The organism is Pseudomonas sp. P116 (genome assembly GCF_020149425.1).
Taxonomy (GTDB): domain Bacteria; phylum Pseudomonadota; class Gammaproteobacteria; order Pseudomonadales; family Pseudomonadaceae; genus Aquipseudomonas; species Aquipseudomonas anatoliensis.
The window spans coordinates 61,776-84,547 of record NZ_JACVHB010000008.1; the positions used below are offsets into that span (position 1 = coordinate 61,776).

Annotated in this window: 26 protein-coding genes; 14 read left to right on the forward strand and 12 right to left on the reverse strand. The window is 60.6% G+C overall.

From position 1 onward, the window contains the following. Nucleotides 1–67: 67 nt before the first annotated feature. The 5 genes from ICA15_RS23900 to ICA15_RS23920 form a co-directional block, all read right to left on the reverse strand. Complete coding sequence (locus ICA15_RS23900) at nucleotides 68–766, reverse strand: OmpW/AlkL family protein (RefSeq protein WP_150595190.1); 699 nt, start codon at nucleotides 764–766, stop codon at nucleotides 68–70. Nucleotides 767–961: 195 nt separating this feature from the next. Then, the gene (locus ICA15_RS23905) at nucleotides 962–1,480 is read right to left on the reverse strand and encodes a DUF3299 domain-containing protein (protein WP_210554823.1); all 519 of its coding nucleotides are present in this window, start codon (nucleotides 1,478–1,480) and stop codon (nucleotides 962–964) included. 11 nt (nucleotides 1,481–1,491) lie between these two features. Next, the gene (locus ICA15_RS23910; RefSeq protein ID WP_210554824.1) at nucleotides 1,492–2,757 is read right to left on the reverse strand and encodes an ABC transporter permease; all 1,266 of its coding nucleotides are present in this window, start codon (nucleotides 2,755–2,757) and stop codon (nucleotides 1,492–1,494) included. Between the two features lies 1 nt (nucleotide 2,758). Then, nucleotides 2,759–3,469 carry an ABC transporter ATP-binding protein gene (locus tag ICA15_RS23915; RefSeq protein WP_210554825.1) on the reverse strand — a complete coding sequence of 237 codons (711 nt, stop codon included), beginning with the start codon at nucleotides 3,467–3,469 and terminating at the stop codon, nucleotides 2,759–2,761. Nucleotides 3,470–3,597: 128 nt separating this feature from the next. Then, the gene (locus tag ICA15_RS23920) at nucleotides 3,598–4,191 is read right to left on the reverse strand and encodes a DUF2796 domain-containing protein (protein WP_210554826.1); all 594 of its coding nucleotides are present in this window, start codon (nucleotides 4,189–4,191) and stop codon (nucleotides 3,598–3,600) included. A 135-nt stretch (nucleotides 4,192–4,326) separates the two neighbouring features. Here ICA15_RS23920 and ICA15_RS23925 point away from each other — a divergent pair, with 135 nt between their 5' ends. Further along, the gene (locus tag ICA15_RS23925; RefSeq protein ID WP_210554827.1) at nucleotides 4,327–4,686 is read left to right on the forward strand and encodes a hypothetical protein; all 360 of its coding nucleotides are present in this window, start codon (nucleotides 4,327–4,329) and stop codon (nucleotides 4,684–4,686) included. 258 nt (nucleotides 4,687–4,944) lie between these two features. On the opposite strand, the gene trxA is transcribed toward ICA15_RS23925, so the two are convergent. The 3 genes from trxA to ICA15_RS23940 all read right to left on the reverse strand — a co-directional run bounded on the left by trxA (nucleotide 4,945) and on the right by ICA15_RS23940 (nucleotide 7,091). Next, a complete protein-coding gene (trxA, locus tag ICA15_RS23930) occupies nucleotides 4,945–5,817 on the reverse strand; it encodes a thioredoxin (RefSeq protein WP_210554828.1) in 873 nt (290 codons plus the stop codon). Between the two features lie 156 nt (nucleotides 5,818–5,973). Next, on the reverse strand, nucleotides 5,974–6,630 hold the full coding sequence (locus tag ICA15_RS23935) for a class I SAM-dependent methyltransferase (RefSeq protein ID WP_150602078.1): 657 nt from the start codon (nucleotides 6,628–6,630) through the stop codon (nucleotides 5,974–5,976). Continuing rightward, nucleotides 6,627–7,091, reverse strand: a complete 465-nt coding sequence (locus tag ICA15_RS23940; protein ID WP_150602079.1) for a YbaY family lipoprotein — start codon at nucleotides 7,089–7,091, stop codon at nucleotides 6,627–6,629. The genes ICA15_RS23935 and ICA15_RS23940 overlap by 4 nt, the downstream gene beginning before the upstream one ends. Before the next feature lie 128 nt (nucleotides 7,092–7,219). On the opposite strand from ICA15_RS23940, the gene nrdR reads away from it, so the two are divergent. From nrdR to ICA15_RS24000, 12 genes are all read left to right on the forward strand, one after another. Next, entirely contained in the window at nucleotides 7,220–7,684 is a 465-nt protein-coding gene (gene nrdR, locus ICA15_RS23945) for a transcriptional regulator NrdR (RefSeq protein WP_007910946.1), read from the forward strand. Beyond that, on the forward strand, nucleotides 7,681–8,814 hold the full coding sequence (gene ribD, locus ICA15_RS23950) for a bifunctional diaminohydroxyphosphoribosylaminopyrimidine deaminase/5-amino-6-(5-phosphoribosylamino)uracil reductase RibD (RefSeq protein WP_210554829.1): 1,134 nt from the start codon (nucleotides 7,681–7,683) through the stop codon (nucleotides 8,812–8,814). The genes nrdR and ribD overlap by 4 nt, the downstream gene beginning before the upstream one ends. A 47-nt stretch (nucleotides 8,815–8,861) precedes the next feature. Further along, nucleotides 8,862–9,527, forward strand: coding sequence for a riboflavin synthase (locus ICA15_RS23955; RefSeq protein WP_150595199.1), 666 nt, complete (start codon nucleotides 8,862–8,864; stop codon nucleotides 9,525–9,527). Nucleotides 9,528–9,543: 16 nt separating this feature from the next. After that, nucleotides 9,544–10,635, forward strand: a complete 1,092-nt coding sequence (gene ribBA, locus ICA15_RS23960; protein WP_150595200.1) for a bifunctional 3,4-dihydroxy-2-butanone-4-phosphate synthase/GTP cyclohydrolase II — start codon at nucleotides 9,544–9,546, stop codon at nucleotides 10,633–10,635. A 232-nt stretch (nucleotides 10,636–10,867) separates the two neighbouring features. Next, nucleotides 10,868–11,344, forward strand: coding sequence for a 6,7-dimethyl-8-ribityllumazine synthase (gene ribE / locus ICA15_RS23965; RefSeq protein WP_003228649.1), 477 nt, complete (start codon nucleotides 10,868–10,870; stop codon nucleotides 11,342–11,344). Next, a complete protein-coding gene (gene nusB / locus ICA15_RS23970) occupies nucleotides 11,341–11,841 on the forward strand; it encodes a transcription antitermination factor NusB (protein WP_047303669.1) in 501 nt (166 codons plus the stop codon). The genes ribE and nusB overlap by 4 nt, the downstream gene beginning before the upstream one ends. 17 nt (nucleotides 11,842–11,858) lie before the next feature. Next, nucleotides 11,859–12,824, forward strand: coding sequence for a thiamine-phosphate kinase (gene thiL, locus ICA15_RS23975; RefSeq protein ID WP_210554830.1), 966 nt, complete (start codon nucleotides 11,859–11,861; stop codon nucleotides 12,822–12,824). Continuing rightward, nucleotides 12,821–13,324 carry a phosphatidylglycerophosphatase A gene (locus ICA15_RS23980; RefSeq protein ID WP_011336134.1) on the forward strand — a complete coding sequence of 168 codons (504 nt, stop codon included), beginning with the start codon at nucleotides 12,821–12,823 and terminating at the stop codon, nucleotides 13,322–13,324. Before thiL ends, ICA15_RS23980 begins: the two co-directional genes overlap by 4 nt. Before the next feature lie 34 nt (nucleotides 13,325–13,358). Beyond that, nucleotides 13,359–14,111: a substrate-binding periplasmic protein gene (locus ICA15_RS23985; RefSeq protein ID WP_210554831.1), complete on the forward strand. Its 753-nt coding sequence runs from the start codon at nucleotides 13,359–13,361 to the stop codon at nucleotides 14,109–14,111. Nucleotides 14,112–14,335: 224 nt separating this feature from the next. Further along, entirely contained in the window at nucleotides 14,336–14,953 is a 618-nt protein-coding gene (gene ribA, locus ICA15_RS23990; RefSeq protein ID WP_150617279.1) for a GTP cyclohydrolase II, read from the forward strand. Continuing rightward, the gene (locus ICA15_RS23995) at nucleotides 14,950–15,369 is read left to right on the forward strand and encodes an MFS transporter (protein ID WP_210554832.1); all 420 of its coding nucleotides are present in this window, start codon (nucleotides 14,950–14,952) and stop codon (nucleotides 15,367–15,369) included. The genes ribA and ICA15_RS23995 overlap by 4 nt, the downstream gene beginning before the upstream one ends. Further along, on the forward strand, nucleotides 15,369–16,169 hold the full coding sequence (locus ICA15_RS24000) for a cobalamin-binding protein (RefSeq protein WP_210554833.1): 801 nt from the start codon (nucleotides 15,369–15,371) through the stop codon (nucleotides 16,167–16,169). Before ICA15_RS23995 ends, ICA15_RS24000 begins: the two co-directional genes overlap by 1 nt. A 134-nt stretch (nucleotides 16,170–16,303) precedes the next feature. Here the strand turns inward: ICA15_RS24000 and ICA15_RS24005 are convergent, their stop codons facing one another. The 4 genes from ICA15_RS24005 to ICA15_RS24020 all read right to left on the reverse strand — a co-directional run bounded on the left by ICA15_RS24005 (nucleotide 16,304) and on the right by ICA15_RS24020 (nucleotide 21,446). Further along, complete coding sequence (locus tag ICA15_RS24005; protein WP_210554834.1) at nucleotides 16,304–18,190, reverse strand: TonB-dependent receptor domain-containing protein; 1,887 nt, start codon at nucleotides 18,188–18,190, stop codon at nucleotides 16,304–16,306. Nucleotides 18,191–18,329: 139 nt separating this feature from the next. Beyond that, nucleotides 18,330–20,228 (reverse strand): 1-deoxy-D-xylulose-5-phosphate synthase, encoded by a 1,899-nt coding sequence (dxs, locus tag ICA15_RS24010; protein WP_150602087.1) that lies wholly within the window; start codon nucleotides 20,226–20,228, stop codon nucleotides 18,330–18,332. Nucleotides 20,229–20,319: 91 nt separating this feature from the next. Next, nucleotides 20,320–21,207 carry a (2E,6E)-farnesyl diphosphate synthase gene (gene ispA / locus ICA15_RS24015; RefSeq protein WP_150602088.1) on the reverse strand — a complete coding sequence of 296 codons (888 nt, stop codon included), beginning with the start codon at nucleotides 21,205–21,207 and terminating at the stop codon, nucleotides 20,320–20,322. Then, a complete protein-coding gene (locus tag ICA15_RS24020) occupies nucleotides 21,204–21,446 on the reverse strand; it encodes an exodeoxyribonuclease VII small subunit (protein WP_003228627.1) in 243 nt (80 codons plus the stop codon). The genes ispA and ICA15_RS24020 overlap by 4 nt, the downstream gene beginning before the upstream one ends. A gap of 490 nt (nucleotides 21,447–21,936) precedes the next feature. Here ICA15_RS24020 and ICA15_RS24025 point away from each other — a divergent pair, with 490 nt between their 5' ends. Further along, the gene (locus ICA15_RS24025) at nucleotides 21,937–22,731 is read left to right on the forward strand and encodes a YfaP family protein (protein ID WP_210554835.1); all 795 of its coding nucleotides are present in this window, start codon (nucleotides 21,937–21,939) and stop codon (nucleotides 22,729–22,731) included. The last annotated feature ends 41 nt before the right edge of the window (nucleotides 22,732–22,772 follow it).

Consider the following 22,772-nt stretch of genomic DNA (forward strand, 5'->3'; position numbering starts at 1 on the left):
CCTTCAGTTTCAACCTGCTCACCACCAAGCCTCATTCACCACCACGTGAACATTCTGTAAATCCGGCTTAGAACTTATAGCCCAAACCGACCATGTAGATGAACGGATCCACATCCACATTCACCCGTGCGCGAGTGCCCGGTGCAACAGCGTTGTTTTCAACGGTCGCGCGGGTATCGATATCGATGTAACGCACTTGGGCGTTGAGCATGATGTTGTCGGTGATCATGTAATCCGCACCGACCTGCCACGCCAGACCCCAGGAGTTTTTCGCCTTGAAGTTGCTGAAGCCGTTGGCGCTGGCTTCGCTGCCGACGTGTTCGTCGTAGATCCAGGTGTAGTTGATGCCGCCACCAACATAAGGTTGGAAAGCCGACTTCGAATCCAGCGGGTAGTAAACGACGCTGAGGGTCGGTGGCAGGTGTTTCAGCGTGCCGAGTTTGCCGTTGGCCGCTGGCAGGGCAGTGCCCTTGAGCTTCACGTCATGTTCAAACGGCGTGGCAGCGAGCAATTCGATACCGACGTGGCTGGTGAGCATGTAAGCGAAGTTCAGACCCAGTTGAGTGTCGCTGCTCATGGTCGCCTTGCCGCCCAGATTGGCGCCGCTCAACGGACCCTGATCGACCTTGACGCTGGAGCTGTCGGCCTTCGGGTTGACGGTGATTGCACCGGCACGGATCAGGATGTCGCCGGCTTCGTGGGCGTGGGCGAGCGGGGCTGCGAGCGCGAGGGCAACCAGCGAAGCGCTGAGCAAGGACTTGTTCATGGGGGCTCCAAAAGGACGTTGAAATTTTCTGATGTCCTATTGTATGAAGCCAACTGATACGGTCTTTTGATTCAGCTCAATGAAACAGTGATGGCGCCAAAAGATCGCAGCCTTCGGCAGCTCCTACAGTTGAAATGCTATCCCTTGTAGGAGCTGCCGAAGGCTGCGATCTTTTGATCTTGAAAGTGCCGGGGTTTACTCCGGCAGCTCATACACGTAAATCTTGTCCGCCTCCATCTGATACCCGGCATCCGCCAGCTCACTGCTGGACGCCTTGACCTGCATCGGCCCCTCGATCCAGTAAGGCTGATAAAGCTCATCGAGCTTCACCCCGAGTTCGCTTTTCACATGCACGATCTGGTTCGACGGTGGCGGCGGCACGTGGATGCAGGCGCCGAAATACGGCACCAGCAAGAAGTCCGTGGTGCGCCCCTCTTCATTGACTTCCAGCGGCACGATATAGCCCGGCAGGCGAATGTTCTGGCCGTCGAGGCTCTGCACCACCGGCGCATTCGGCAAGTCCTGTTTGGCGGCCGGCGCCGATTCAGCCGACAACGCATCGCTCATTTTCGACAGGTCGTGCAGAGGCGTCATGTTCGGCACTTCCGGCGCGGCGTCCGGCGGGATCATTTCCGACCAGGTCAGGTCTTTTGGCGCGGCTGCCCACACGGGCAGGACGACCAGCAATAACAGCGCGAGCAGTGCGCGGGGCATGGTGAACATCCTCATAAACGGATCGACAGGCCATCGGCCAAAGATTGGCGATAGGCGCGCCAGGCCGGCACGCTGCCCATCAGCAGCGCGGCCGCCAGAATGCCACCGAGCAGCGTCCATTCATACTCGCTCGGCCACGCCAGCGGCAGGAACAAACCGTAATTGGCCTGCACGTAACCCTGCGCAGCCGCAATGCCGATGTACAACAACGCCAGCCCGGCGATCACTCCGATCAACGCCAGAGCGAACGCTTCCAGCACCAGCAGACTCGCGATGTGCCACGGCCGCGCACCCACCGAGCGCAGAATCGCCATCTCGCGGCGCCGCTCGTTGAGGCTGGTCAGAATCGCCGTAAGCATGCCAATCAACCCGGTCAGCACCACGAACAGCGAGACCACAAACAGCGCTTTTTCGGCGGTGCTCATCAGGCTCCACAGTTCCTGCAAGGCCACGCCCGGCAGGATCGCCAGCATCGGCTCACCACGGAATTCATTGATCTCGCGTTGCAGGGCGAAGGTGGAAATCTTGCTGTTGAGGCCCAGCATGAACGCGGTGATCGCTTGCGGCGTCAGGTCCATGTTTCGCGCCTGATCCGCACTGATCCGCCCATTACCACGGGCCGGCACGCCGTTGTGCCAGTCGATGTGAATCGCCTCCATGCCGCCAAGGCTGATGTGCAGCGTGCGATCTACCGGCGTGCCGGTGCGCTTGAGAACGCCGACCACGGTGAACGGTTTGTCGTCGTGTTTGACCAGGCTGATCGCGGCCACGCCATGAGCCAGCACCAGTTTGTCGCCGAGTTTGTAATGCAGCGCCTCGGCCACTTCGGCGCCGAGCACCACTTCGAATGGATCGGTAGCAAAGGCGCGACCGTCGGCCAGCGCCAGATGCTGCTGGCGGCCATATTGGTAATGCTCGAAATAGGCTTCGGTGGTGCCCATCACGCGGTAGCCGCGATGGGAGTCGCCTAGGGACATCGGGATCGCCCACTTCACTTTCGGGTTGTTGGCAAAGTGTTCAAAGCTGTCCCAGCGGATGTTATTGGTGGCGTTGCCGATGCGAAACACCGAGTACAGCAGCAGATTCACCGAACCGGAACGAGCGCCAACAATCAGGTCGGTGCCGCTGATGGTGCTGGCGAAACTGGCTTTGGCTTCGGTGCGCACACGCTCGACGGCGAGCAGCAGGCAGACCGACAGGGCAATGGCGAATGCAGTGAGCAACGCGGTGAAGCGGCGGTTGGCCAGGCTGGCCATGGCCAGACGAAACAGATACATCTCAGACCTCGGCATACGTGGCGGCGCGATTGAGCTCGGCCAGTGACAGATGACGGTCGAACAGCGGCGCCAGACTCTGGTCGTGGCTGACGAACAGCAGGCTGGAACCGGCCTCGCGGCATTCGGCGAACAACAGGCGAATGAAGTTTTCTCGGGCGTCGTAGTCCAGCGCCGAGGTCGGTTCGTCGGCGATCACCAGTTCTGGCTGACCGATCAACGCACGGGCAGCGGCGACACGTTGTTGCTGACCGATGGACAGCGAGTCGGCGCGACGGCTGAGGATGCTTTCGTCCTTCAGGCCCAAGTGCGCGAGCAGGGTGGCGGCGGCTTGATCGACACTGCCGTGACGCTGTTTCGCCCGTTCAGCGCGCAATTTCGAGAAGTGGCAGGGCAACTCGACGTTCTCGCGCACCGAGAGAAACGGCAGCAGGTTGAACTGCTGGAAGATGTAACCGGTGTGGTCCACGCGGAAAGTGTCGCGCGCACCGGCAGAGAGTTCGGTCAGCTCCTGGCCCAGCAGACGAATGCTGCCTCGATCGGGTTTCTGCACGCCGCCCAGCAAGCCGAGCAGGGTCGTCTTGCCGCTGCCGCTGGGGCCTTTGAGGAACAGGGTTTCACCCGCTTCCAGCCGAAACGCCGGGATTTCCAGCAGCAGTGGGTGACCAGGCCAACTGAAGCCCAGGTCGGACAGTTCGATGAGTGCTTGGGTCATGACACCAATTTCAAGAGTTGAACACAAACCCTGTAGGAGCTGCCGAAGGCTGCGATCTTTTGATTTTTGTAAACCAGGATCAAAAGATCGCAGCCTTCGGCAGCTCCTAAAGGGGTATTTCACTGGATTCAGAATTTCAGCGAGGCAGCCTTCGCTGTCACTTCCGTACCTTGCTGGCCGCTTGCGCTGATCAGTTGTACCTGAATTTTCTGAGTCGCCGGGAAGGTGCTGAAGATAGTCGCCAGATCCAGCGTCTTCAATGCGCCCGGAGTCGCGCAGCTGAACTGATAGTGCGCGTGAATTTCGCTGTGGTCGTGGTGATGCTCGTGACCGTCCTTGCCGGCTCCATCTTCGTCGTGATCATCTGCGTCGGGCTTGTCACCGAACAACGGGCTTTCCAGTTCCTGGCTGACCACTTTGCAACCGGCAGCGGCGGGCAGGTTGAACAGGGCCAATGGCTTTTCAAGTTGCGCACGGGCAGCGGCAACCTTGGCCTTGTCGGCATCCGTGGTGGCGGCGTGTTCGAAGCCCACCAGATTCATCGCCGGGCTTTCCAGCTCAAGTTCCAGCGTCTGGCCATCCAGTGCAGCGTTGAGACGGCCAACGCCATGTTCATGCGCGCCGAGGCTGCCGTGTTCATGGTCGTGGTCATGCTCATCGGCAGCATGGGCAACGGCCAGCGGCAACAGGGCAAACGGCAAAGCGAGCAACAGACGACGCATGGCGGTCTCCGAACAGTAAAATGAAAAGTTTGTTATGTGATCTTATAACGAAAGTGCGCAGAGTTTGCCCGTGCGCTTGGCGTTACACAAGTCCCATGGGAGCATGCAGGTCAGAAATGTGCGGGAGCGAACTCAATGTTGCGGATACGCGGAACCGTCGGTGACTTGCCGGTGGATTTGACGGTGGAACTGGATGACAGTGATTGGGCCAGGCTCGGTTCGGCCCTGAATGCGCAGGCACCGACTGCTCAACCTGAAGGGGTTGCGATAACGCCAGCGGCGAAACCGATGAACCAGGACGATGCGTTGTGGCAGGTGGCCAAGGACCTGTTGCGCAAGGCCGGGCAACTCAGCGGGCCGGATCTGCTGGAACAGCTCGAAGGGCTGACCGGCAGCGCGGTGTCAGGCAAGCGCCTGCTGGTGCGACTGCGGCACAGTGCGGATGTGAAGGTGATGAGCGGCGGGGATACGCCGCTTTACAGCTGGATCGAGTAGAGCGCAAAAGCAAAAGATCGCAGCCTGCGGCAGCTCCTACAGGTTCAGCATTCACCCGCAAAAAGGTGTGGCGCCCGCGCCCCGTGTTCATACGCAAAACGGTGTGGCCACCGCGCCCCGTATTCAGCCGCAAAACGGATGGCAATCGCCTCCCGTATTCAGCCGCAAAACGGGTGGCGCCCACGATCTGCGTACATCCGCAAAACGGGTGGTCCACGATCCCCTGTAGGAGCTGCGGCACGCTGCGATCTTTTGATCTTAATAAAGCGCAGCAAACATCTTGCGACGGTAAACAGTCACCAACGGGTGCTCGTTGCCCAACAACTCGAACACCTGCAACAACGTCTTGTGCGGCAAGCCCTCGGCATAGCCGCGATTGCGGATAAACAACTTGAGCAAGGCATCCAGCGCCGCTTCATATTGCTGACGCGCCAGTTGCTGGATCGCCAGTTGATACACCGCTTCGTCGTCCTGCGGATCTTTCGCCAAACGTGCTTTCAGGTCGGCGGCGTCCGGCAGATCGCGGGCGAGGCCGAGGAATTTGATCTGCGCCTTGGCCCCGGCCAGCGCGGCTTTGTGTTCATCGCTCTTGACCGCGTCGAGCACCGTTTGCGCTTCGTCCAGTTCACCACGTTCAGTCAGGCAGCGTGCGTAGAGAATCAGCGCCTTGGCGTTGGTGTTGTCCTCATTAAGCATCACCACCAACGCCGCTTCGGCATCTGCGTAGCGACCGTCATCGAACAGCGCCTGAGCCTGTTCGAACGGATCGGCTGCGGCTGGCGGCGGCATTTGCACATGCGGTTCGAGCAACGCACGCACGGCGGATTCCGGTTGCGCGCCGGCAAAACCGTCCACCGGTTGACCGTCCTTGAACAGCACCACGGTCGGCAGGCTGCGAATGCCGAAACGGGCGACGATGTCTTGCTCGATATCGCAATTGACCTTGGCCAGCAGCAGCTCGCCCTGATAGCTCTCGGCAATGCCTTGCAGCATCGGCATCAACGCCTTGCATGGCGCACACCACTCGGCCCAGAAATCCACCAGCACCGGTTTGTTGAAAGAAGCCTCGATCACCGACTGGTCGAAATCGGCAGTCGTGGCGTCGAAGATGTACGGCGTTTGCTGACTCATAGGGGATCTCTTTTAAGCGTCAATGAACGCACTATAAGGGGTGAAGCAAAAGATCGCAGCCTGCGGCAGCTCCTACAGGTTTATCGTTCATCCGCAATATTGGCGGTGGACCCGACCACTGTAGGAGCTGCCGCAGGCTGCGATCTTTTGGCGTTATCAATCACGTCGCGCATGGTAAAGGCTGACATGCCGAAATTCTTCCGGCTCCGCCAGATCCGGTAAAGTCATCGCCTCAAGCATCTCTATGCGTTCATACAAAGGATGGCGAAAATCCCGGACCCGCGAATCCGCCACCAATGCCTCGCGGCCACGGCTGAGAAACGCATCCAGCAACGGCAGATTCGCCCGGTCGTACAACACATCCGCGACCAGAATCAGATCAAAGCGATCCGCCTCGGCAAAGAAGTCCTTCGAATAACTCATCTGCACATCATTGAGTTCGGCATTCGCCCGACAGGCAGCAATCGCCAGCGGATCGAGATCACAGGCCACCACTTCCAGCGCGCCGGCCTTCACCGCCGCAATCCCGGCGATGCCGGAACCGGCGCCGAAATCCAGCACGCGTTTGCCGCGCACCCATTCGGGAAACTCAGCCAGATAGCGCGCTACCGCCAGACCGCTGGCCCAGCAAAAGCTCCAGTACGGCGGCTCATGCAGTATGCGCTGGGTTTCTTCCTGGCTGAATTCGCGCGCCATGTTGTCGCCGTCGATCAGCCAGAGCTGTAAATCGGTGCCCGGCAACGCGCAAGCCTTGAGTCTGGCGTCGCCGAGCAATTCCCCCAATGCCTGTTGCAGGTCGAGCGGTGCATTCATGGTGCTTTGACGAATTGCAGCTGGCCCAACGCCTGTGTGGTCGGCTGGGTGATGGTCTGCGATGGCAGATGCAGGATCAGTTGGCCGGACTGACTCGCACGGCCGCGCAACTCAACCCGCGCGCCCGCCGGAAAGGCCTCGGGGTTGAAGCGCACGTGAAACGGCAGAATCTGGTTGTTGCCGATCAGGCTTGAACTGGCGAGCAATTGTTGCGGGCGATCCTTCTCGTCGATCACCAGCAGCGCCAGTTCGACTTCGGCACCGGCCGGCACACCTTGCAGGGTGCCGCTCAATTCGCGTTGATGGGCGGGCAGCGGGCCGAGGGCAGCGGCCTGATTGGCTTTTTTCTGCGCCTGCTGCGGCGCCGGGCCTGGTGTCGGCGGCTGAGGCTTGGGCGCATCGCTGCCACAGGCCACCAGCAGGCTGAAAAGACTGAGCAAAACGAGCGGACGTAAAGGCATTGGCAGCTCCGGCAAAATGAAATCCATGGATCAAACGATCATGCCCGTCTGTATACCGCAAACCCTATGTCTTGTCTTGCCACCGGGATGCGCTACCATGGCCCTCCCTTTTTTTGTTGCCAGCCACCATGCACTGTCCCTTCTGCGGTGCCAACGACACCAAGGTCATCGACTCGCGTCTGGTCGCCGAGGGCGAACAGGTGCGCCGCCGGCGTGAATGCCTGGCCTGCGGCGAACGTTTCACGACATTCGAGACGGCCGAACTGGTGTTGCCGCGCCTGATCAAAACCGATGGCAGCCGCCAACCGTTCGACGAAGAAAAACTGCGCGCGGGCATGCAACGCGCTCTGGAGAAACGTCCGGTGAGCGTCGAGCGCCTCGAATCCTCTCTGGTCCACATCAAGCACAAGCTGCGCGCCACCGGCGAGCGCGAGGTCAAATCCCTCGTGGTCGGCGAACTGGTCATGGCCGAGCTGCAAAAGCTTGATGAAGTCGCCTACATCCGTTTCGCTTCGGTGTACAAGCGCTTCCAGGACCTCAACGAGTTCCGCGAAGAAATCGACCGCCTCGCCCGCGAACCGGTGAAAGAATGACCACCGTCGCCGAGCAGGCCATCCTCGACGCCCACTTCATGGCGCGCGCGCTGGAACTGGCCCGCAAAGGTCACTACACCACGCACCCCAATCCTCGGGTTGGCTGCGTGATCGTGAAGGACGGGCAGATTGTCGGCGAAGGCTGGCACGAGCGCGCCGGCGAACCTCACGCCGAAGTCCACGCCTTGCGCGCCGCCGGTCAACTGGCCCGCGGCGCTACGGCATACGTCACCCTCGAGCCTTGCAGCCACCATGGGCGCACGCCGCCGTGCGCCGATGCGCTGGTCATTGCCGGTGTCGGCCGAGTGGTTGCGGCAATGCGTGATCCGAATCCGCAAGTGGCCGGGCGTGGTTTGCAGCGTCTGGCCGATGCCGGCATTGCGACTGATAGCGGCGTGCTGGAAGCTGAAGCGCGCAAGCTCAATCACGGATTTCTGAAGCGCATGGAACACGGCTTGCCGTTTGTGCGGGTCAAGTTGGCCATGAGTCTGGACGGTCGCACGGCGATGGAAAGCGGCGAGAGTCAGTGGATCACCGGCCCGGCTGCGCGTTCGGCGGTGCAGCGTTTGCGCGCTCAGGCGGCCGTGGTGCTGACCGGCGCCGATACCGTGCTGGCCGATGGCGCGCGCTTGACGGTTCGCGCCGACGAACTGGGTCTGGATGCCGAGCAAACCGCATTGGCCATGAGCCGTCCGCCGCTGCGGGTTTTGATCGACGGGCGTCTGCGGGTGCCGCTTGATGCACCTTTCTTCAAGGCTGGCCCGGCGTTGGTCGCGACCTGCATGGCCGTCGAAGAGCAATACGCCAACGGCCCGGAATGTTTGATCGTGCCGGGTGATGACGGTCAGGTCGACCTGCATCAACTGCTAGTCGAGTTGGCCAACCGTGACGTAAACGAGGTGCTGGTCGAGGCCGGTCCGCGTCTGGCGGGGGCGTTTGCCCAACTCGGTCTGGTCGATGAGTTCGTGATCTTTATCGCCGGCAAGTTCCTTGGCTCCACGGCGCGTCCATTGCTGGACTGGCCGCTGGCCTATATGAAGGATGCGCCGGAGCTGAAAATCACTGAAATTCGTGCGGTGGGCGATGACTGGCGAGTCACTGCCGTCCCTGTCCTTACGGCGAGCGTATAATTCCCGGCCATCGCGTTAGCGCTGGCTTCGTTCTCAAGGAGAACCCCATGTTTACCGGCATCATCGAATCCATCGGCAGCATCCGTGCAATGACCCCAAAGGGCGGCGATGTACGGGTGCATGTTGAAACCGGCAAGCTCGACCTGAGCGATGTCAAACTCGGCGACAGCATCGCGGTCAACGGCGTCTGCCTGACGGCTGTCGAGCTGCCGGGCAACGGCTTTGCCGCCGACGTCAGCCGCGAAACGCTGGACTGCACCGCCATGAATGACCTGAAAAGCGGCAGCCCGGTCAATCTGGAAAAAGCCCTGACCCCAACCACTCGTCTGGGTGGTCACCTGGTCAGCGGTCACGTCGACGGTGTCGGCGAAATCGTCTCGCGCGCCGATAATGCCCGCGCCGTGGAATTTCGCATCCGCGCACCGAAAGACCTGGCCAAGTACATCGCCCATAAAGGCTCGATCACCGTCGACGGCACCAGCCTGACCGTGAACGCAGTCGATGGCGCCGAGTTCATGCTCACGATCATTCCGCACACCCTGAGCGAAACCATCATGGCTTCCTACAAGCCGGGTCGTCGGGTGAATCTGGAGGTCGACTTGCTGGCGCGTTATCTGGAGCGCCTGCTGTTAGGCGACAAGGCCGCAGAGCCGAGCGCTGGTGGCACGATTACCGAAAGCTTTCTGGCCGCCAACGGCTACCTCAATTCCTGACTGAAGGGGGTGCCTTGTGGCGCTCAATAGCATCGAAGAACTGGTTGAAGACATCCGCCAAGGCAAGATGGTCATCCTCATGGATGACGAAGATCGCGAGAACGAAGGCGACCTGATCATGGCCGCCGAGTGCTGCAAGGCCGAACACATCAACTTCATGGCCAAGCACGCCCGTGGCCTGATCTGCATGCCGATGAGCCGCGAGCGCTGCGAATTGTTGAAGCTGCCGCTGATGGCGCCACGCAACGGTTCCGGGTTCGGTACCAAGTTCACCGTGTCGATCGAAGCGGCCGAAGGCGTGACCACCGGCATCTCCGCCGCTGACCGTGCACGTACCGTGCAGGCTGCCGCCGCGAAAGACGCTAAAGCTGAAGACATCGTCAGCCCTGGCCACATCTTCCCGCTGATGGCTCAGGCTGGTGGCACCCTGGCGCGCGCCGGCCACACTGAAGCTGCTTGCGACCTGGCGCGCATGGCCGGTTTCGAGCCGAGCGGCGTGATCTGCGAAGTGATGAACGACGACGGCACCATGTCTCGTCGCACTGAGCTGGAAGCGTTCGCCGCTGAACACAACATCAAGATCGGCACCATTGCCGACCTGATTCACTACCGGATGATCCACGAACGTACCGTTCAGCGGATTGCCGAGCAGCCACTGGACAGCGAACTGGGCCAATTCAACCTGGTGACCTATCGTGATTCGGTGGAAGGCGACGTGCACATGGCCCTGACGCTGGGCACCGTTTGCGCTGAAGAACCAACCCTGGTTCGCGTGCACAACATGGACCCGCTGCGCGACCTGCTGATGGTCAAACAACCGGGCCGCTGGAGCCTGCGTGCCGCCATGGCTGCAGTTGCCGAGGCCGGCAGCGGCGTGGTGCTGTTGCTGGGTCATCCGCTCGATGGCGACGTGTTGCTGGCGCATATTCGTGAAACCGGCGATCAAGTACCGGCGAAAAAACCGACCACTTACAGCATCGTTGGTGCCGGTTCGCAGATCCTGCGTGACCTCGGTGTGCGCAAAATGCGCCTGATGTCGGCACCGATGAAATTTAATGCGATATCCGGTTTCGATCTGGAAGTTGTAGAATACGTGCCCTCCGAATAATGACCCGCAGATTCGTATTGCTGGTGTGTACCCTTGTGGTGAGGGGATTTATCCCCGACGGGCTGCGCAGCGGCCCCTGTTTTTGGGACTGCTGCGCAGTCCATCGGGGATAAATCCCCTCGCCACAGGATGTAATGGAACGGCAATGCGGTGTCTGCGATCATGTATTCGTGGCTAATATCACTGAGGGATGCGTACGAGACGCGTCCCGGCTCTTTAAGAGATCTGACGAATGACCCTGAAGACCATCGAAGGTACCTTCATCGCCCCTAAAGGCCGCTACGCTCTGGTAGTGGGCCGTTTCAACAGCTTCGTTGTTGAAAGCCTGGTCAGCGGTGCAGTTGATGCCCTGGTTCGCCACGGCGTGAGCGAAAGCGACATCACCATCATCCGCGCTCCTGGCGCCTTCGAAATCCCGCTGGTTGCGCAGAAAGTCGCTCAGAAAGGCGAGTTCGCAGCAATCATCGCCCTCGGCGCGGTCATTCGTGGCGGTACTCCGCACTTCGAATACGTGGCAGGCGAGTGCACCAAGGGCCTGGCCCAGGTGTCCATGGAGTTCGGCGTTCCGGTCGCGTTCGGCGTCCTGACCGTTGATTCCATCGAGCAAGCCATCGAACGTTCCGGCACCAAGGCCGGTAACAAAGGTGCCGAAGCTGCCCTGTCCGCGCTGGAAATGGTCAGCCTGCTGGCACAGTTGGAGGCCAAGTGATTAGCGACGAAAGCGATCGTTTCAACCCGCGCGACCCACGTCCAGCGGACGCCGGCAAGCCTTCGAAAAGCGAAAAGCGCCGGGCTGCCCGTCAGTTGGCGACTCAGGCGCTGTACCAGCGTCTTCTGGCTGGCACTTCGCTGAACGAAATCGAAGCGCAGTTTCGCGTCGACAACGATTTCACCTTTGCCGATGCCAGCTACTTCCACGACATCCTGCACGGTGTTCCGGCCAACCAGACCGAGATCGACACTGCGTTGGCGCCGTGCCTGGACCTGACCATCGAAGAGCTGGACCCGGTTGAGCTGTGCGTGCTGCGCCTGTCCACCTGGGAGCTGCTCAAGCGCGTCGACGTGCCGTACCGCGTGGTGATCAACGAAGGCATCGAACTGGCGAAAGTCTACGGTTCGACCGATGGCCACAAGTTCGTCAACGGTGTGCTCGACAAGCTGGCCCCGCGTCTGCGTGAAGCTGAAGTGAAGGCGTTCAAGCGCTGATATGCGCTTGATACCCAATGGGCGAGTTTGAGCTGATCCGCAATTTCTTCGCCGCCGCGCCTTGTGCGCAGGGCGGCGAGGGCGTTGCTCTCGGGATCGGCGACGACTGCGCCTTGCTGGCGGTTCCCCCCGGGGAACAGCTGGCCATTTCCACCGATACGCTGGTGGCCGGCGTGCATTTCGCCGATCCCTGCGATCCGTTTTTGCTCGGTCAGCGCTCGCTGGCCGTCGCGGTCAGCGATCTGGCCGCCATGGGCGCCACGCCCATCGCCTTTACCCTTGCCCTGACTGTGCCGACGGTGACCGCCGATTGGCTGCAAGCCTATGCCCACGGTTTGAACCGCATGGCGCAGAATTGCGGCGTGGCTCTGGTGGGTGGCGACACCACGCGCGGGCCGTTGAGCCTGACCGTCACTGTGTTCGGTCGCGTCCCGACCGGATTGGCCTTGACCCGCAACGGTGCGCAGCCAGGTGATTTGCTGTGTGTCGGCGGTGAACTGGGCAATGCCGCTGGCGCGTTGCCGCTGGTGTTGGGCCAGCGCGACGCCGCGCCGGATATCGCTCAGCCGCTGCTCGATCACTACTGGTCACCGCAACCGCAACTCGCGCTCGGTCAGGCTCTGCGAGGCAAAGCCACGTCAGCGCTGGATATCTCCGACGGTTTGCTCGCCGATTGTGGGCACATCGCGTTGGCGTCGAAGGTGCGACTTGAAATTGAACGTGAGCGTGTGCCGTTGTCGGATGCACTAGTGGCGTTTCTCGGTCAGCGCGGTGCCGAGCGTGCGGCGCTGAGCGGTGGCGATGATTACGTGCTGGCCTTCACGTTACCGTCCGTCGAGTTGCCGGCACTGCTCGCCGATGGTTGGCCGATCCATGTGATCGGTCGTGTGGCGCAGGGGCAGGGCGTGGCGCTACTGGACCGCGAAGGGCACGACATCACCCCGCAAATCCGGGGCTATCAACATTTTCAGGAGTCACCGTGACAGATCACCCGAAACAGGTTCCGGCCGAATTCGTCCCGCCTTCTGTCTGGCGCAATCCTTGGCATTTCCTCGCCTTCGGCTTCGGTTCGGGCACTTTGCCCAAAGCGCCGGGCACGTGGGGTTCGCTCGTTGCGCTACCCTTTATCCCGTTGTGGCAGATGTTGCCCGACTGGGGGTACTGGCTGATGCTCGGCATCACCATGCTGTTCGGCTTCTGGCTGTGCGGCAAGGTCGCCGACGATCTGCGCGTGCACGACCACGAAGGCATCGTCTGGGACGAAATGGTCGGCATGTGGATCACCCTGTGGCTGGTGCCGGAAGGCTGGTACTGGTTGCTCGCGGGTTTCCTGGTGTTCCGCTTCTTCGACATTCTCAAGCCGTGGCCGATCCGCTGGATCGACCGGCATGTTCATGGCGGAGTCGGCATCATGCTCGACGACGTGCTGGCTGGCGTGTTCGCCTGGCTGGCGATGCAGGGACTGGTGTGGGTATTTGCCTGATTCGAGGGTTGTCAGGCTAAAGAGGGTAATTAGGATGTCGCGGCGCTGGTTGGCAGGGGTGGTTTTGGCTGTGCTGGGCACTGTCGCCAGTGCGCAGGAAACCGCGCCGGCGCCCTCGGTTATTCGTCTGGCCAGCGAAGTCTGGGAAGACTACACCGCTGCCGATGGTCATGGGCTGGCCTGGGATGTGTTGCGCAAGGTGTTCGAACCGGTCGGGGTAAAACTCGAATTTCGCAGCGAACCCTATACGCGTTCTGTAGGACTGGCGCAGCGTGCTGAAGTCGATGCTTGCGTGGGCTCGTATCACGAAGAGTTCAGTGATCTGCTCTATCCGCGCTGGAATTTCGACACCGATCACGTCTATGCGCTGGGCCTTGCCAGCAACCCGGCACCAACGCTGGAGACCTTGGGCAACTATCGGCTGGCCTGGGTGCGCGGCTACGACTATCAGAGCTACTTGCCCAATGTACGCAGCTTCAACGAAGTGATCCGGCGCACCGGGATCCTGTCGATGCTGACCCACAACCGTGCCGACTATTACATCGACGCGCTGACTGAAATCAATTACGTGCTCAGTCGGGCGAGGGATCCGTCGCAATTTCGCACGACCCATGTTGCCGAGTTGCCGCTGTACCTGTGCTTCGCCAATACCCCCAAGGCCCGCACGTTGATGGCGCTGTTTGACCGGCGCATGGATCAACTGGTGAAGAGCGGCGAGCTGAAACCGATTTTCGAGAAGTGGAAGCAGCCGTATCCGTTTAGCGCGGGCGCGGCGAATCCCCTGTAGGAGCTGCGGCACGCTGCGATCTTTTGATCTTGATTTTGAAAGCCGGATCAAAAGATCGCAGCCTCGTTTCACTCGACAGCTCCTACACGGGTCTGTGTTGTCGGGTAAGTCATCAAACTTTTTGATCGTTATGCCCGATAATTCAGCCTAAGCGTCTGTAGGAACCTGCTGTTACAATGCCGCCCAGCGAATCTTCAGACTTTTTTTAGATCAGGAGCACACCGGTGCCTGTCGTTTTTGTCGCCGCTTCCAAGCTGCCAACGCCTTTTGCGCAATTCACCATGCACGGCTTTCTAGATGAAGCCACCGGCCGCGAGCATGTCGTGCTGAGCCTGGGTGATTTCGCCGACGGTGCCCCGGTACTCGGCCGTTTGCACTCCGAATGCCTGACCGGCGACGCCTTGTTCAGCCAGCGCTGCGACTGCGGTTCGCAGCTTGAGGGCGCGCTAAAGGCCATCGCCCGCGAAGGTCGTGGCGTATTGCTCTACCTGCGTCAGGAAGGTCGCGGCATCGGTCTGTTGAACAAGATCCGCGCCTACGAATTGCAGGATGGCGGCGCCGATACCGTTGAAGCCAACGAGCGTCTGGGCTTTGCCGCCGACCAGCGCGACTACGCCATGTGCCTGCCGATGCTCGAACACCTCGGGGTCAAAGCCCTGCGTCTGATGACCAACAACCCGCGCAAGGTCAAAGCCTTGACCGACATGGGCATCGTCGTCGCCGAGCGCGTGCCGCTGCACACCGGCCACAACCCGCACAACAAACTGTACCTGGCGACCAAGGCCAGCAAGCTCGACCACATGATGGGCAACGAGCATCAGGGCGAGGTAGACCGGGCGTGACTCGCGGTCAGGTAAAGCGTCGCCTCAGCGTCGACTGGTGGAAATACCTGGCGTTAGCGCTGGTGCCGTTGTTCGTGCTGAATGCTGTGTTTGCTCAGAACGAGCCGATTCTGCCGGTGCTGGCGATGCCGCTGTTTATCGCCGGTGTCGCGTCGATGTTCGTCAGCCTGAAGTTTTTTGGCCGCTACAAACATGCGCTGATCGCCACGCAGAAATCTCTCGACACTGCAGATGAACCGGCGGCCTGGATCGCCCTCGCAGCAAGTCGCCGAGCGGCATTTCTAGCGGCCGCGTTGCCCGCGTGGATCGGTGCACTGGCGGTATTTGTCGGCCTTGAAGCCATACCGCTGATGTTGCTGGCGCTGTCCACCGTCGTGCTGTTTTACCTCTACCGTATCCCGCGTCAACTCGGCTGATGCGCCATCTCTGGCTGGCGGTTCTGCTGCTGGCCATCAATGGCCCTGTATTCGCCGCTCAGCGCGTGGTCAGCCTCGCGCCGTCGCTTTCTGAAATCGTCGTTGAACTGGATTCCGCCGATCTGCTGGTCGGCGTACTGGATGCGGGCGAGCGGCCTGCTGCGATTGCGAATCTTCCCTCGGTGGGTCGCTATGGTCAGCTCGACATGGAGCGTTTGCTCAGCCTCAAACCTGATCTGTTGTTGCTCTGGCCCGGCAGTGTCGGGCCGGCGCAGCGCGATCAGCTCCAGCGGCTGAACATCCCTACTTACGTCGCCGAACCGCACAGTCTTGAACAGCTTTCTGCGCAGATCGAAGCCATTTCGTCTCAGCTCGGTCGGCCCGAGCGCGGGGCTGCGTTGGCGGCGGATGTTCGCAAGAAACTCGAGAACCTGCGCCAGCGTTATCACCGGGATAGGCCACTTAAGGTGTTCTATCAGGTGTGGGACAAGCCGCTGTATACCGTCGGCGGGGGGCAGATCATCAGCGATGCGCTTGAGGTGTGCGGGGCGCGCAATGTGTTCGGCGACTTGAGTCTGCCGGCGCCGCAAATCAGCATTGAGGCGGTGTTGCAGCGAGATCCCGAGGTGATTCTGGCGAGTGATCAGGCGCAGCTGGATGCATGGAAGGCGTGGCCGCAGGTGACGGCTGTAAAGCAGAGGCAATTGCTGATGGTCACCGACAAAGGCCTGGAACGCCCGAGCGCTCAGATGATCGACGCTACCGCCGAACTCTGCCACCTCATCCAACCTGACAAATAACCCCTGTAGGAGCTGCCGCAGGCTGCGATCTTTTGATGTTGTTTTATAAGATCAAAAGATCGCAGCCTTCGGCAGCTCCTACAGGGATCATCAGCAATTTCAGCAATTTCAGCAATTCAGCAATATCAGAAGTTTCAGCGCAGTTCGGGGGTCCAGGTCACCCCAAACATCCACGCTCGACCTTCTTCGCGATAACCATATTGGCTGCCGTCATAGCTGTAGTTTGCGCGGCTGTGACCCTTGTCCAGCAGGTTATCCACCTTCAGATCCAGGTTGATCTCCCGGTTCAGCGCCCAACTGCTGCGCAGGCCGAACAGCGCATAGCCGCCTAGTGCTTGATTGTTGTTCAGGTCGTCATAACTGCTGCTCACCGCCTGCCAACTGGCGCCGAGGCTCAGTCGATCAAACTGCCGATCCAGATCCCAACTCAACGTCCGCCGTGCCCGCCGCGCCAACGTATGGCCGGTATCACGGTCGCGCGGGTCGATGATCGATACGCCAAGGTTGCTCTGCCAACCAAACAATTCCTGCTTCAGCGCCGCTTCGAAACCGTTGATCCGTGCTGAAGCCACGTTTTCCGGCCGTGAGTTGCTGCCGAAGATGATCGCGTCCTCAAGATCCGTGCGGTACAGCGACGCTTCCAGACGACTGTTGTCGCTCAGTTGGCTGCGCCATTGCAGCTCATAGCTTTTTGAGGTTTCCGGTTTCAGGTTCGGGTTGCTGAAATCCGGGTAGTACAGGTCGTTGAAGGTCGGTGCACGGAAGCCTTCGCTGTAGCTGAGCAGCAGATCGTTGTCCGGATTAAGCGGCAGGGTGAACGTGCCGCTCCAGGTGTTCTGGCTGCCGAACTGTTGGTTGTCGTCGTGGCGCAAACCCAGCTCCGTGGAGAAACTGTCGGCCTGATAACGGTGCTGGATGAACGCGGCGCGGTTCCAGCGGCTGTCCTCGTCGAACGCGGTGCTGCTGTTGACCCGGTCTTCGTACCAGTCGCCGCCCAGGATCAGGCTGTTGCGCGCATCCAGGGTCAGGTCGTTCTGCCAGTTCACCGAATCGCGGTAGGTGTTGAATACCGTGCGCTCGTCGCTGAGCTTGTCGAGGGTCTTTTCGCGGTTCTCTGTGTGGCCGAATTCGACGCGGGTTTTCCAGATATCGTTGACCCGGGCATCGACGTAACTGCTGACGCTACTAACGTTGAAATCGCTGTAAGGCTGTTGCTGGACCGATTCGAACGTGGTCGTGTCGAAGCGGCCGAACGGATTGTCGAACTCGCTCTTGCCACGGTTATCCAGCAGGTTGGCGCCGACTTCGATGTCATCAGTCAGCGCATGGCTGAGGCTCAGGCTCACTGACTTGTTGCGGTAGGCATCGTGATCGCCGTCGCTTGGGTATGACTCATGAGTACGGTCGATCCCGGCGGTTTCATCCAGGCTGGCGCCGAGGTTGAAGCGGGTTTTGTCGTCGCCACCGGACAGGCCGAGGCTGCGCTCCCAGGTTTGATGGCTGCCGAAGCCGACATGCATGCGTGGTTGCACGCCTTGCTCAGCCCCGCGACGGGTAAAAATCTGAATCACCCCGCCAATCGCATCGCTGCCGTAAATCACCGAGCGCGAACCGCGCAGCACTTCCACGCGTTCGATCTGCTCGATGTTCAGGTGCTGCAGATTGCTGTCACCGGAAGTGGAGTTGCCGATGCGCTGGCCGTCGACCAGCACCAGGCTTTGCGCCGACTGCGTGCCGCGGATATAGACCCCGGGCAAGCTGCCGCGTCCGCCTGCTTGCGCCACTTGCACGCCCGGCACACGCCGCAGCAGATCCGGCACATCGCTCGGTTGCAGACGATCGATGTCTTCGCGGGTGAACACGGTGTTGGCGGCGCTGCTGTCATTGCGCGCTTCGACCTGACGGTTGGCGCTGATCAACACGTCCGGCAGCTTCAGCGCTTGATCGCGCTCGAAGGTGTCGGCGACAGCGTTGGCAGTCGGCAGCAGAAGGAAGGGCAGGGCGAGGCGCGAGAGTTTCATGGCAATCCATGGTTTATGCAAAACCGTGTAGGAGCTGCCGAAGGCTGCGATCTTTTGATTTTGCTTTTAAAAAGTCTGGAGCTGCCGAAGGTCAGGATCAAAAGATCGCAGCCTTCGGCAGCTCCTACAGGGGGCCGCGTTAGCGGTTCAACAGTTCCAGCCGTTCGCGAATGGAAGCTTCGATCCCCGCTTCATCCAGGCCACACTCGGCCAGCATCTGCACAGGCTTTGCATGTTCGACGTAAACATCGGGCAAGCCCAGATGCAGCATCGACTTGAGGATATTCTCGCGGGCAAGAAATTCGCTGACCGCACCACCGGCGCCGCCCATGATCGCGTTCTCTTCGATGGTCACCAGCAACTCGTGACTGCCGGCAATCTCGCGTACCAGAGCTTCGTCCAGTGGTTTGACGAAGCGCATGTCGACCACTGTCGCATCCAGCTTCTCGGCGACTTTCAGCGCCTCGGTCAGTTGTACGCCGAACACCAGCAGGGCGACTTTGCTGCCCTGACGACGAACGATGCCTTTGCCGATCTCGATCGGTTCGAGGTCTTTCTCGATTGCCGCATTCGGGCCATTGCCGCGCGGATAACGCACCGCCGCCGGGCCGTTGTACAGATGACCGGTGGTGAGCATTTTGCGCAATTCGTTTTCATCGCTCGGGGTCATGATGACCATGCCCGGGATGCAGCGCAGGTACGACAGGTCGAAGCTGCCAGCGTGGGTCGGGCCGTCTTCGCCAACGAGGCCTGCGCGGTCGATGGCGAACAGCACGTCGAGGTTCTGCACCGCCACATCGTGAACCAGCTGGTCGTAGCCGCGCTGAAGGAACGTCGAGTAGATCGCCACTACCGGTTTTGCGCCTTCGCAGGCCATGCCGGCGGCGAACGTCACCGCGTGTTGCTCGGCAATCGCCACGTCGAAATAACGCAGCGGGAAGCGCTCGCTGAACGCCACCAGATCCGAGCCTTCCTTCATCGCCGGAGTAATCCCGACCAAACGCGGATCAACTGCGGCCATGTCGCACAGCCAATCGCCAAACACCGCCGAATACTTCGGCCCGCCGGTTTTCTTCGGCGCAGCGGCCGGTGCGTCGACAGGTTCGAGTTTGGTGATGGCGTGGTAACCGATCGGATCGACTTCTGCCGGGGCGAAGCCTTTGCCTTTCTTGGTGACGATGTGCAGGAATTGCGGGCCCTTCAGGTCACGCATGTTGCGCAGCGTGGCGATCAGGGTCGGCAGGTCGTGGCCGTCGATCGGGCCGATGTAGTTCCAGCCCAGCTCTTCGAACAGGGTGCCTGGAACCAGCATGCCTTTTGCGTATTCTTCGGTGCGACGGGCGATTTCCCAGGCGCCGGGCAGGCGCGACAGCACTTTTTTACTGCCTTCGCGCATGCTTGCGTAAGTGCGGCTGGAAAGAATCTTCGCCAGATAATTCGACAGGCCACCGACGTTGCGCGAGATCGACATGTCGTTGTCGTTGAGGATCACCAGCATGTTGGCGTTGACTTCCGGCGCATGGTTCAACGCCTCGAAGGCCATACCGGCGGTTAATGCGCCGTCGCCGATCACGGCAATCGCCTTGCGATCACTGTTCTGCAGGCGGGCGGCAATCGCCATGCCCAGCGCTGCGCTGATCGACGTGCTGGAGTGGCCGACGCCAAAGGTGTCGTACTCGCTCTCGGCGCGACGCGGGAAAGCGGCGATGCCGTCCTTCTGGCGCAGCGATTCCATGCGCTCACGGCGACCGGTGAGGATCTTGTGCGGATAAGCCTGATGACCAACGTCCCACACCAGCCGGTCATCCGGGGTGTCGAAGACGTAATGCAACGCGATGGTCAGCTCGATGACGCCCAGACCGGCACCGAAATGCCCACCGGTCTGGCCGACCGTGTAGAGCAATTCCAGGCGCAACTCATCAGCCAGGGTTTCCAGCTCGGCTTCGGCTAACCGGCGCAGGCCGTCCGGCGTATTCGCACGGTCGAGCAGGGGCGTGGTCGGGCGCTTGCGGGGAATCTCATGAAACGTCGTGGGCATCAGGCGAATCGTTATAGGTATAAAAGATGCGGCAGTTTACCTGATGCATCGCCCACTGCCCACGCGTTGATCTTTTTTGGCCGATTCGCCGTCAGCTGCGGCGCTCGACGATATACCGGGCCAGCTCGCGCAACGGCTCGGCTGCCGCGTCAAACGGTCGCAGGGCGTGCAGGGCCTGATCGCGCAGCTCCAGGGCGTAGGCCTTGGCCGCGTCCAGGCCGAGCAGCGCCGGGTAGGTCGGCTTGTCCCGGGCGATATCGGCGCCCTGGCGTTTGCCGAGGGTTTCGGTATCGCTTTCGACGTCGAGAATATCGTCCTGCACCTGGAAGGCGAGGCCGATGGCTTGTGCGTAAGTCTGCAAGGATTGCAGTTCATCCGGCTCGGCACGGCCACTGGCCAGGGCACCAAGTTTGACGCTGACTTCGATCAGCGCACCGGTCTTGTGCCGGTGCATCTGCTCGAGGGCTTTTTGATCGAGCTTGAGACCGACCGAGCCGAGGTCGATGGCTTGACCGCCGACCATACCGGCTGGGCCTGCGGCCAGTGCGAGCGCACTGACCATCTGCAAACGGATATCGGCGCTGAGGTCGCTCAGGCGCGGATCGAGCAAGGCGCTGAACGCCAGACTCTGCAAGCCGTCACCAGCGAGAATCGCGCAAGCTTCATCGAATTTTTTGTGAGTGGTGGGCTGGCCGCGACGCAGGTCGTCGTCGTCCATCGCTGGCAAATCGTCGTGCACCAGCGAATAGGCGTGGATCAGCTCCACCGCGCAGGCCGCGCCGTTAGCCTGCTCAGGCTTGCCACCGAGGGCTTCGCACGCGGCGTAGGCCAACAGCGGACGCACGCGTTTGCCGCCGTTCATCACGCTGTAGCGCATGGCCTCGTAAAGGCGCGCCAGCTCCGGCAACGGGGCGTTGAACAGGCTTTCCAGTGCCGCGTTGACCCGGGCCTGGCTGGTCGCCGAATACGCTGCAATCATTCTGGCTGTTCCGCGTCGAAGGGTTCCTCGGCGAGTTCGCCATCGCGCTCCAGCAGCACTTGCACCTTCTGCTCGGCCTGAGCCAGCGCTGCCTGGCAGTCACGGGTCAGCCCGATGCCCTGCTCGAAAGCGGTCAGCGAGTCTTCCAGCGACAATTCACCGTTCTCCAGACGCTCGACCAGTGTTTGCAGGTCGGCGAGGGACTGTTCGAAATCCAGTGCAGCTTTTTTGCGGGCCATGGCGGCAGTTTCCGGTTGACGTTAAACCGGCGCGACACTAGCAGATAGGGGGGGTATGGGCAAATGAGCGGGGCGATGTCAGCAAGAACAAAGATCCCTTGTGGCGAGGGGATTTATCCCCGATCGGCTGCGCAGCAGTCGTAATCAATGCTGACTCTGTAGACCTGAAGATAGGTGTTCTTAACTTTTGGGGATGCTGCGCAGCCCAACGGGGATAAATCCCCTCGCCACAGGATTTGTGGTGATTCAGGGTTATTCGGCTCATTTTGTGAGCCGAATAACTTCGCTATTCGGCTCACTACCTTCAAAAGGCAGGTTTCCTACAGCGATAGCACATGTATCCGATTGTTAAAAAACCGCCGAATGGCTAATCTTCGCGCCTTCTACGACCCGGCAGTCACGGGTCTTTCAGACGAAACGCAGTTTCAAACGCTGTGAAGTACCGAGGATCGGGTGCAAGGTTTCGTTCAGGCATGGCAGGAGGCATTACATGCGTTCATTTCTTTTGCTGTTGATCGGCCTGGCTTGCGCGCCTGCGCTGCTTGCCGCGCCGCCGAGTGCCGAGCTGTCGGAACCGGTGGGTGGCTGGCGTTATCACGGCTTGCTCGATCGCACGGAAAACCCGCAAGTCGCCTATCCGACGCCGCCGATCGACCGCGGCATCCAGCGCAATCGCACGATGATCCAGGGCCAGCTCAAGGCCATCGGCCATATGCGCCCGCCGCACAGCCTCGCCGTCAATGGCAATCCGCTGAATCTGTACACCGACGATCAGGGCCGTTTCGCCCGGCCATATGCCTTTGGCGCCGGTTCCAACAGCGTCGAGGTGATCAGCGCCGAGGGCCAGTCGCTCAAGCGCGTGCAATTTTATGAAGCAAATAATTTGCGCACGCCGGCGCGAATTCGTCTTGTCTTGGGATGGGACGATCCGAAAGCTGAACTCGATCTGCACATTGTCACGCCCGACGGCCAGCATGCGTTCTGGGCGCGGCCGGCATTGAGCAACGGCGGCGGCCTCGACCCCGACGGCGTCGATGGCCCTGGCCCAGAGATGTTCACCATGACCGCGCCACTGCACGGCACCTATCTGGTTTACGTCAACTATTGGGGCAACTTCGGCAATGGCGGCTATAACTTCGAGGAGACCAGCAACCAGAACGAGGTGATTACTTCGCAAATCACGCTGGTGCTCAACGAAAACACCGTCGACGAAAAACGCGAGACGTTCATCGTGCCCCTGCGGGCAATTGGTGATCTGCTGCTGGTCAAGACTTTCAACTATTAAGTATCCCGCCATGGATGAAATCGTGAGCTTTGGGAATGAGC

What these genes read in the sequence shown, in the direction of transcription:
- ICA15_RS24005 (WP_210554834.1), bottom strand. Translation starts at nt 18,190, where the DNA reads ATGAAACTCTCGCGCCTCGCCCTGCCCTTCCTTCTGCTGCCGACTGCC.
- ICA15_RS23940 (WP_150602079.1), bottom strand. Translation starts at nt 7,091, where the DNA reads ATGCCTTTACGTCCGCTCGTTTTGCTCAGTCTTTTCAGCCTGCTGGTG.
- thiL (WP_210554830.1), top strand. Translation starts at nt 11,859, where the DNA reads ATGGGCGAGTTTGAGCTGATCCGCAATTTCTTCGCCGCCGCGCCTTGT.
- ICA15_RS23905 (WP_210554823.1), bottom strand. Translation starts at nt 1,480, where the DNA reads ATGCCCCGCGCACTGCTCGCGCTGTTATTGCTGGTCGTCCTGCCCGTG.
- ICA15_RS23925 (WP_210554827.1), top strand. Translation starts at nt 4,327, where the DNA reads ATGTTGCGGATACGCGGAACCGTCGGTGACTTGCCGGTGGATTTGACG.
- ICA15_RS23915 (WP_210554825.1), bottom strand. Translation starts at nt 3,469, where the DNA reads ATGACCCAAGCACTCATCGAACTGTCCGACCTGGGCTTCAGTTGGCCT.
- ribD (WP_210554829.1), top strand. Translation starts at nt 7,681, where the DNA reads ATGACCACCGTCGCCGAGCAGGCCATCCTCGACGCCCACTTCATGGCG.
- ICA15_RS23985 (WP_210554831.1), top strand. Translation starts at nt 13,359, where the DNA reads ATGTCGCGGCGCTGGTTGGCAGGGGTGGTTTTGGCTGTGCTGGGCACT.
- dxs (WP_150602087.1), bottom strand. Translation starts at nt 20,228, where the DNA reads ATGCCCACGACGTTTCATGAGATTCCCCGCAAGCGCCCGACCACGCCC.
- ICA15_RS24020 (WP_003228627.1), bottom strand. Translation starts at nt 21,446, where the DNA reads ATGGCCCGCAAAAAAGCTGCACTGGATTTCGAACAGTCCCTCGCCGAC.
- nrdR (WP_007910946.1), top strand. Translation starts at nt 7,220, where the DNA reads ATGCACTGTCCCTTCTGCGGTGCCAACGACACCAAGGTCATCGACTCG.
- ICA15_RS24000 (WP_210554833.1), top strand. Translation starts at nt 15,369, where the DNA reads ATGCGCCATCTCTGGCTGGCGGTTCTGCTGCTGGCCATCAATGGCCCT.
- ICA15_RS23955 (WP_150595199.1), top strand. Translation starts at nt 8,862, where the DNA reads ATGTTTACCGGCATCATCGAATCCATCGGCAGCATCCGTGCAATGACC.
- ICA15_RS24025 (WP_210554835.1), top strand. Translation starts at nt 21,937, where the DNA reads ATGCGTTCATTTCTTTTGCTGTTGATCGGCCTGGCTTGCGCGCCTGCG.
- ispA (WP_150602088.1), bottom strand. Translation starts at nt 21,207, where the DNA reads ATGATTGCAGCGTATTCGGCGACCAGCCAGGCCCGGGTCAACGCGGCA.
- trxA (WP_210554828.1), bottom strand. Translation starts at nt 5,817, where the DNA reads ATGAGTCAGCAAACGCCGTACATCTTCGACGCCACGACTGCCGATTTC.
- ICA15_RS23935 (WP_150602078.1), bottom strand. Translation starts at nt 6,630, where the DNA reads ATGAATGCACCGCTCGACCTGCAACAGGCATTGGGGGAATTGCTCGGC.
- ICA15_RS23920 (WP_210554826.1), bottom strand. Translation starts at nt 4,191, where the DNA reads ATGCGTCGTCTGTTGCTCGCTTTGCCGTTTGCCCTGTTGCCGCTGGCC.
- ribE (WP_003228649.1), top strand. Translation starts at nt 10,868, where the DNA reads ATGACCCTGAAGACCATCGAAGGTACCTTCATCGCCCCTAAAGGCCGC.
- ICA15_RS23910 (WP_210554824.1), bottom strand. Translation starts at nt 2,757, where the DNA reads ATGTATCTGTTTCGTCTGGCCATGGCCAGCCTGGCCAACCGCCGCTTC.
- ICA15_RS23900 (WP_150595190.1), bottom strand. Translation starts at nt 766, where the DNA reads ATGAACAAGTCCTTGCTCAGCGCTTCGCTGGTTGCCCTCGCGCTCGCA.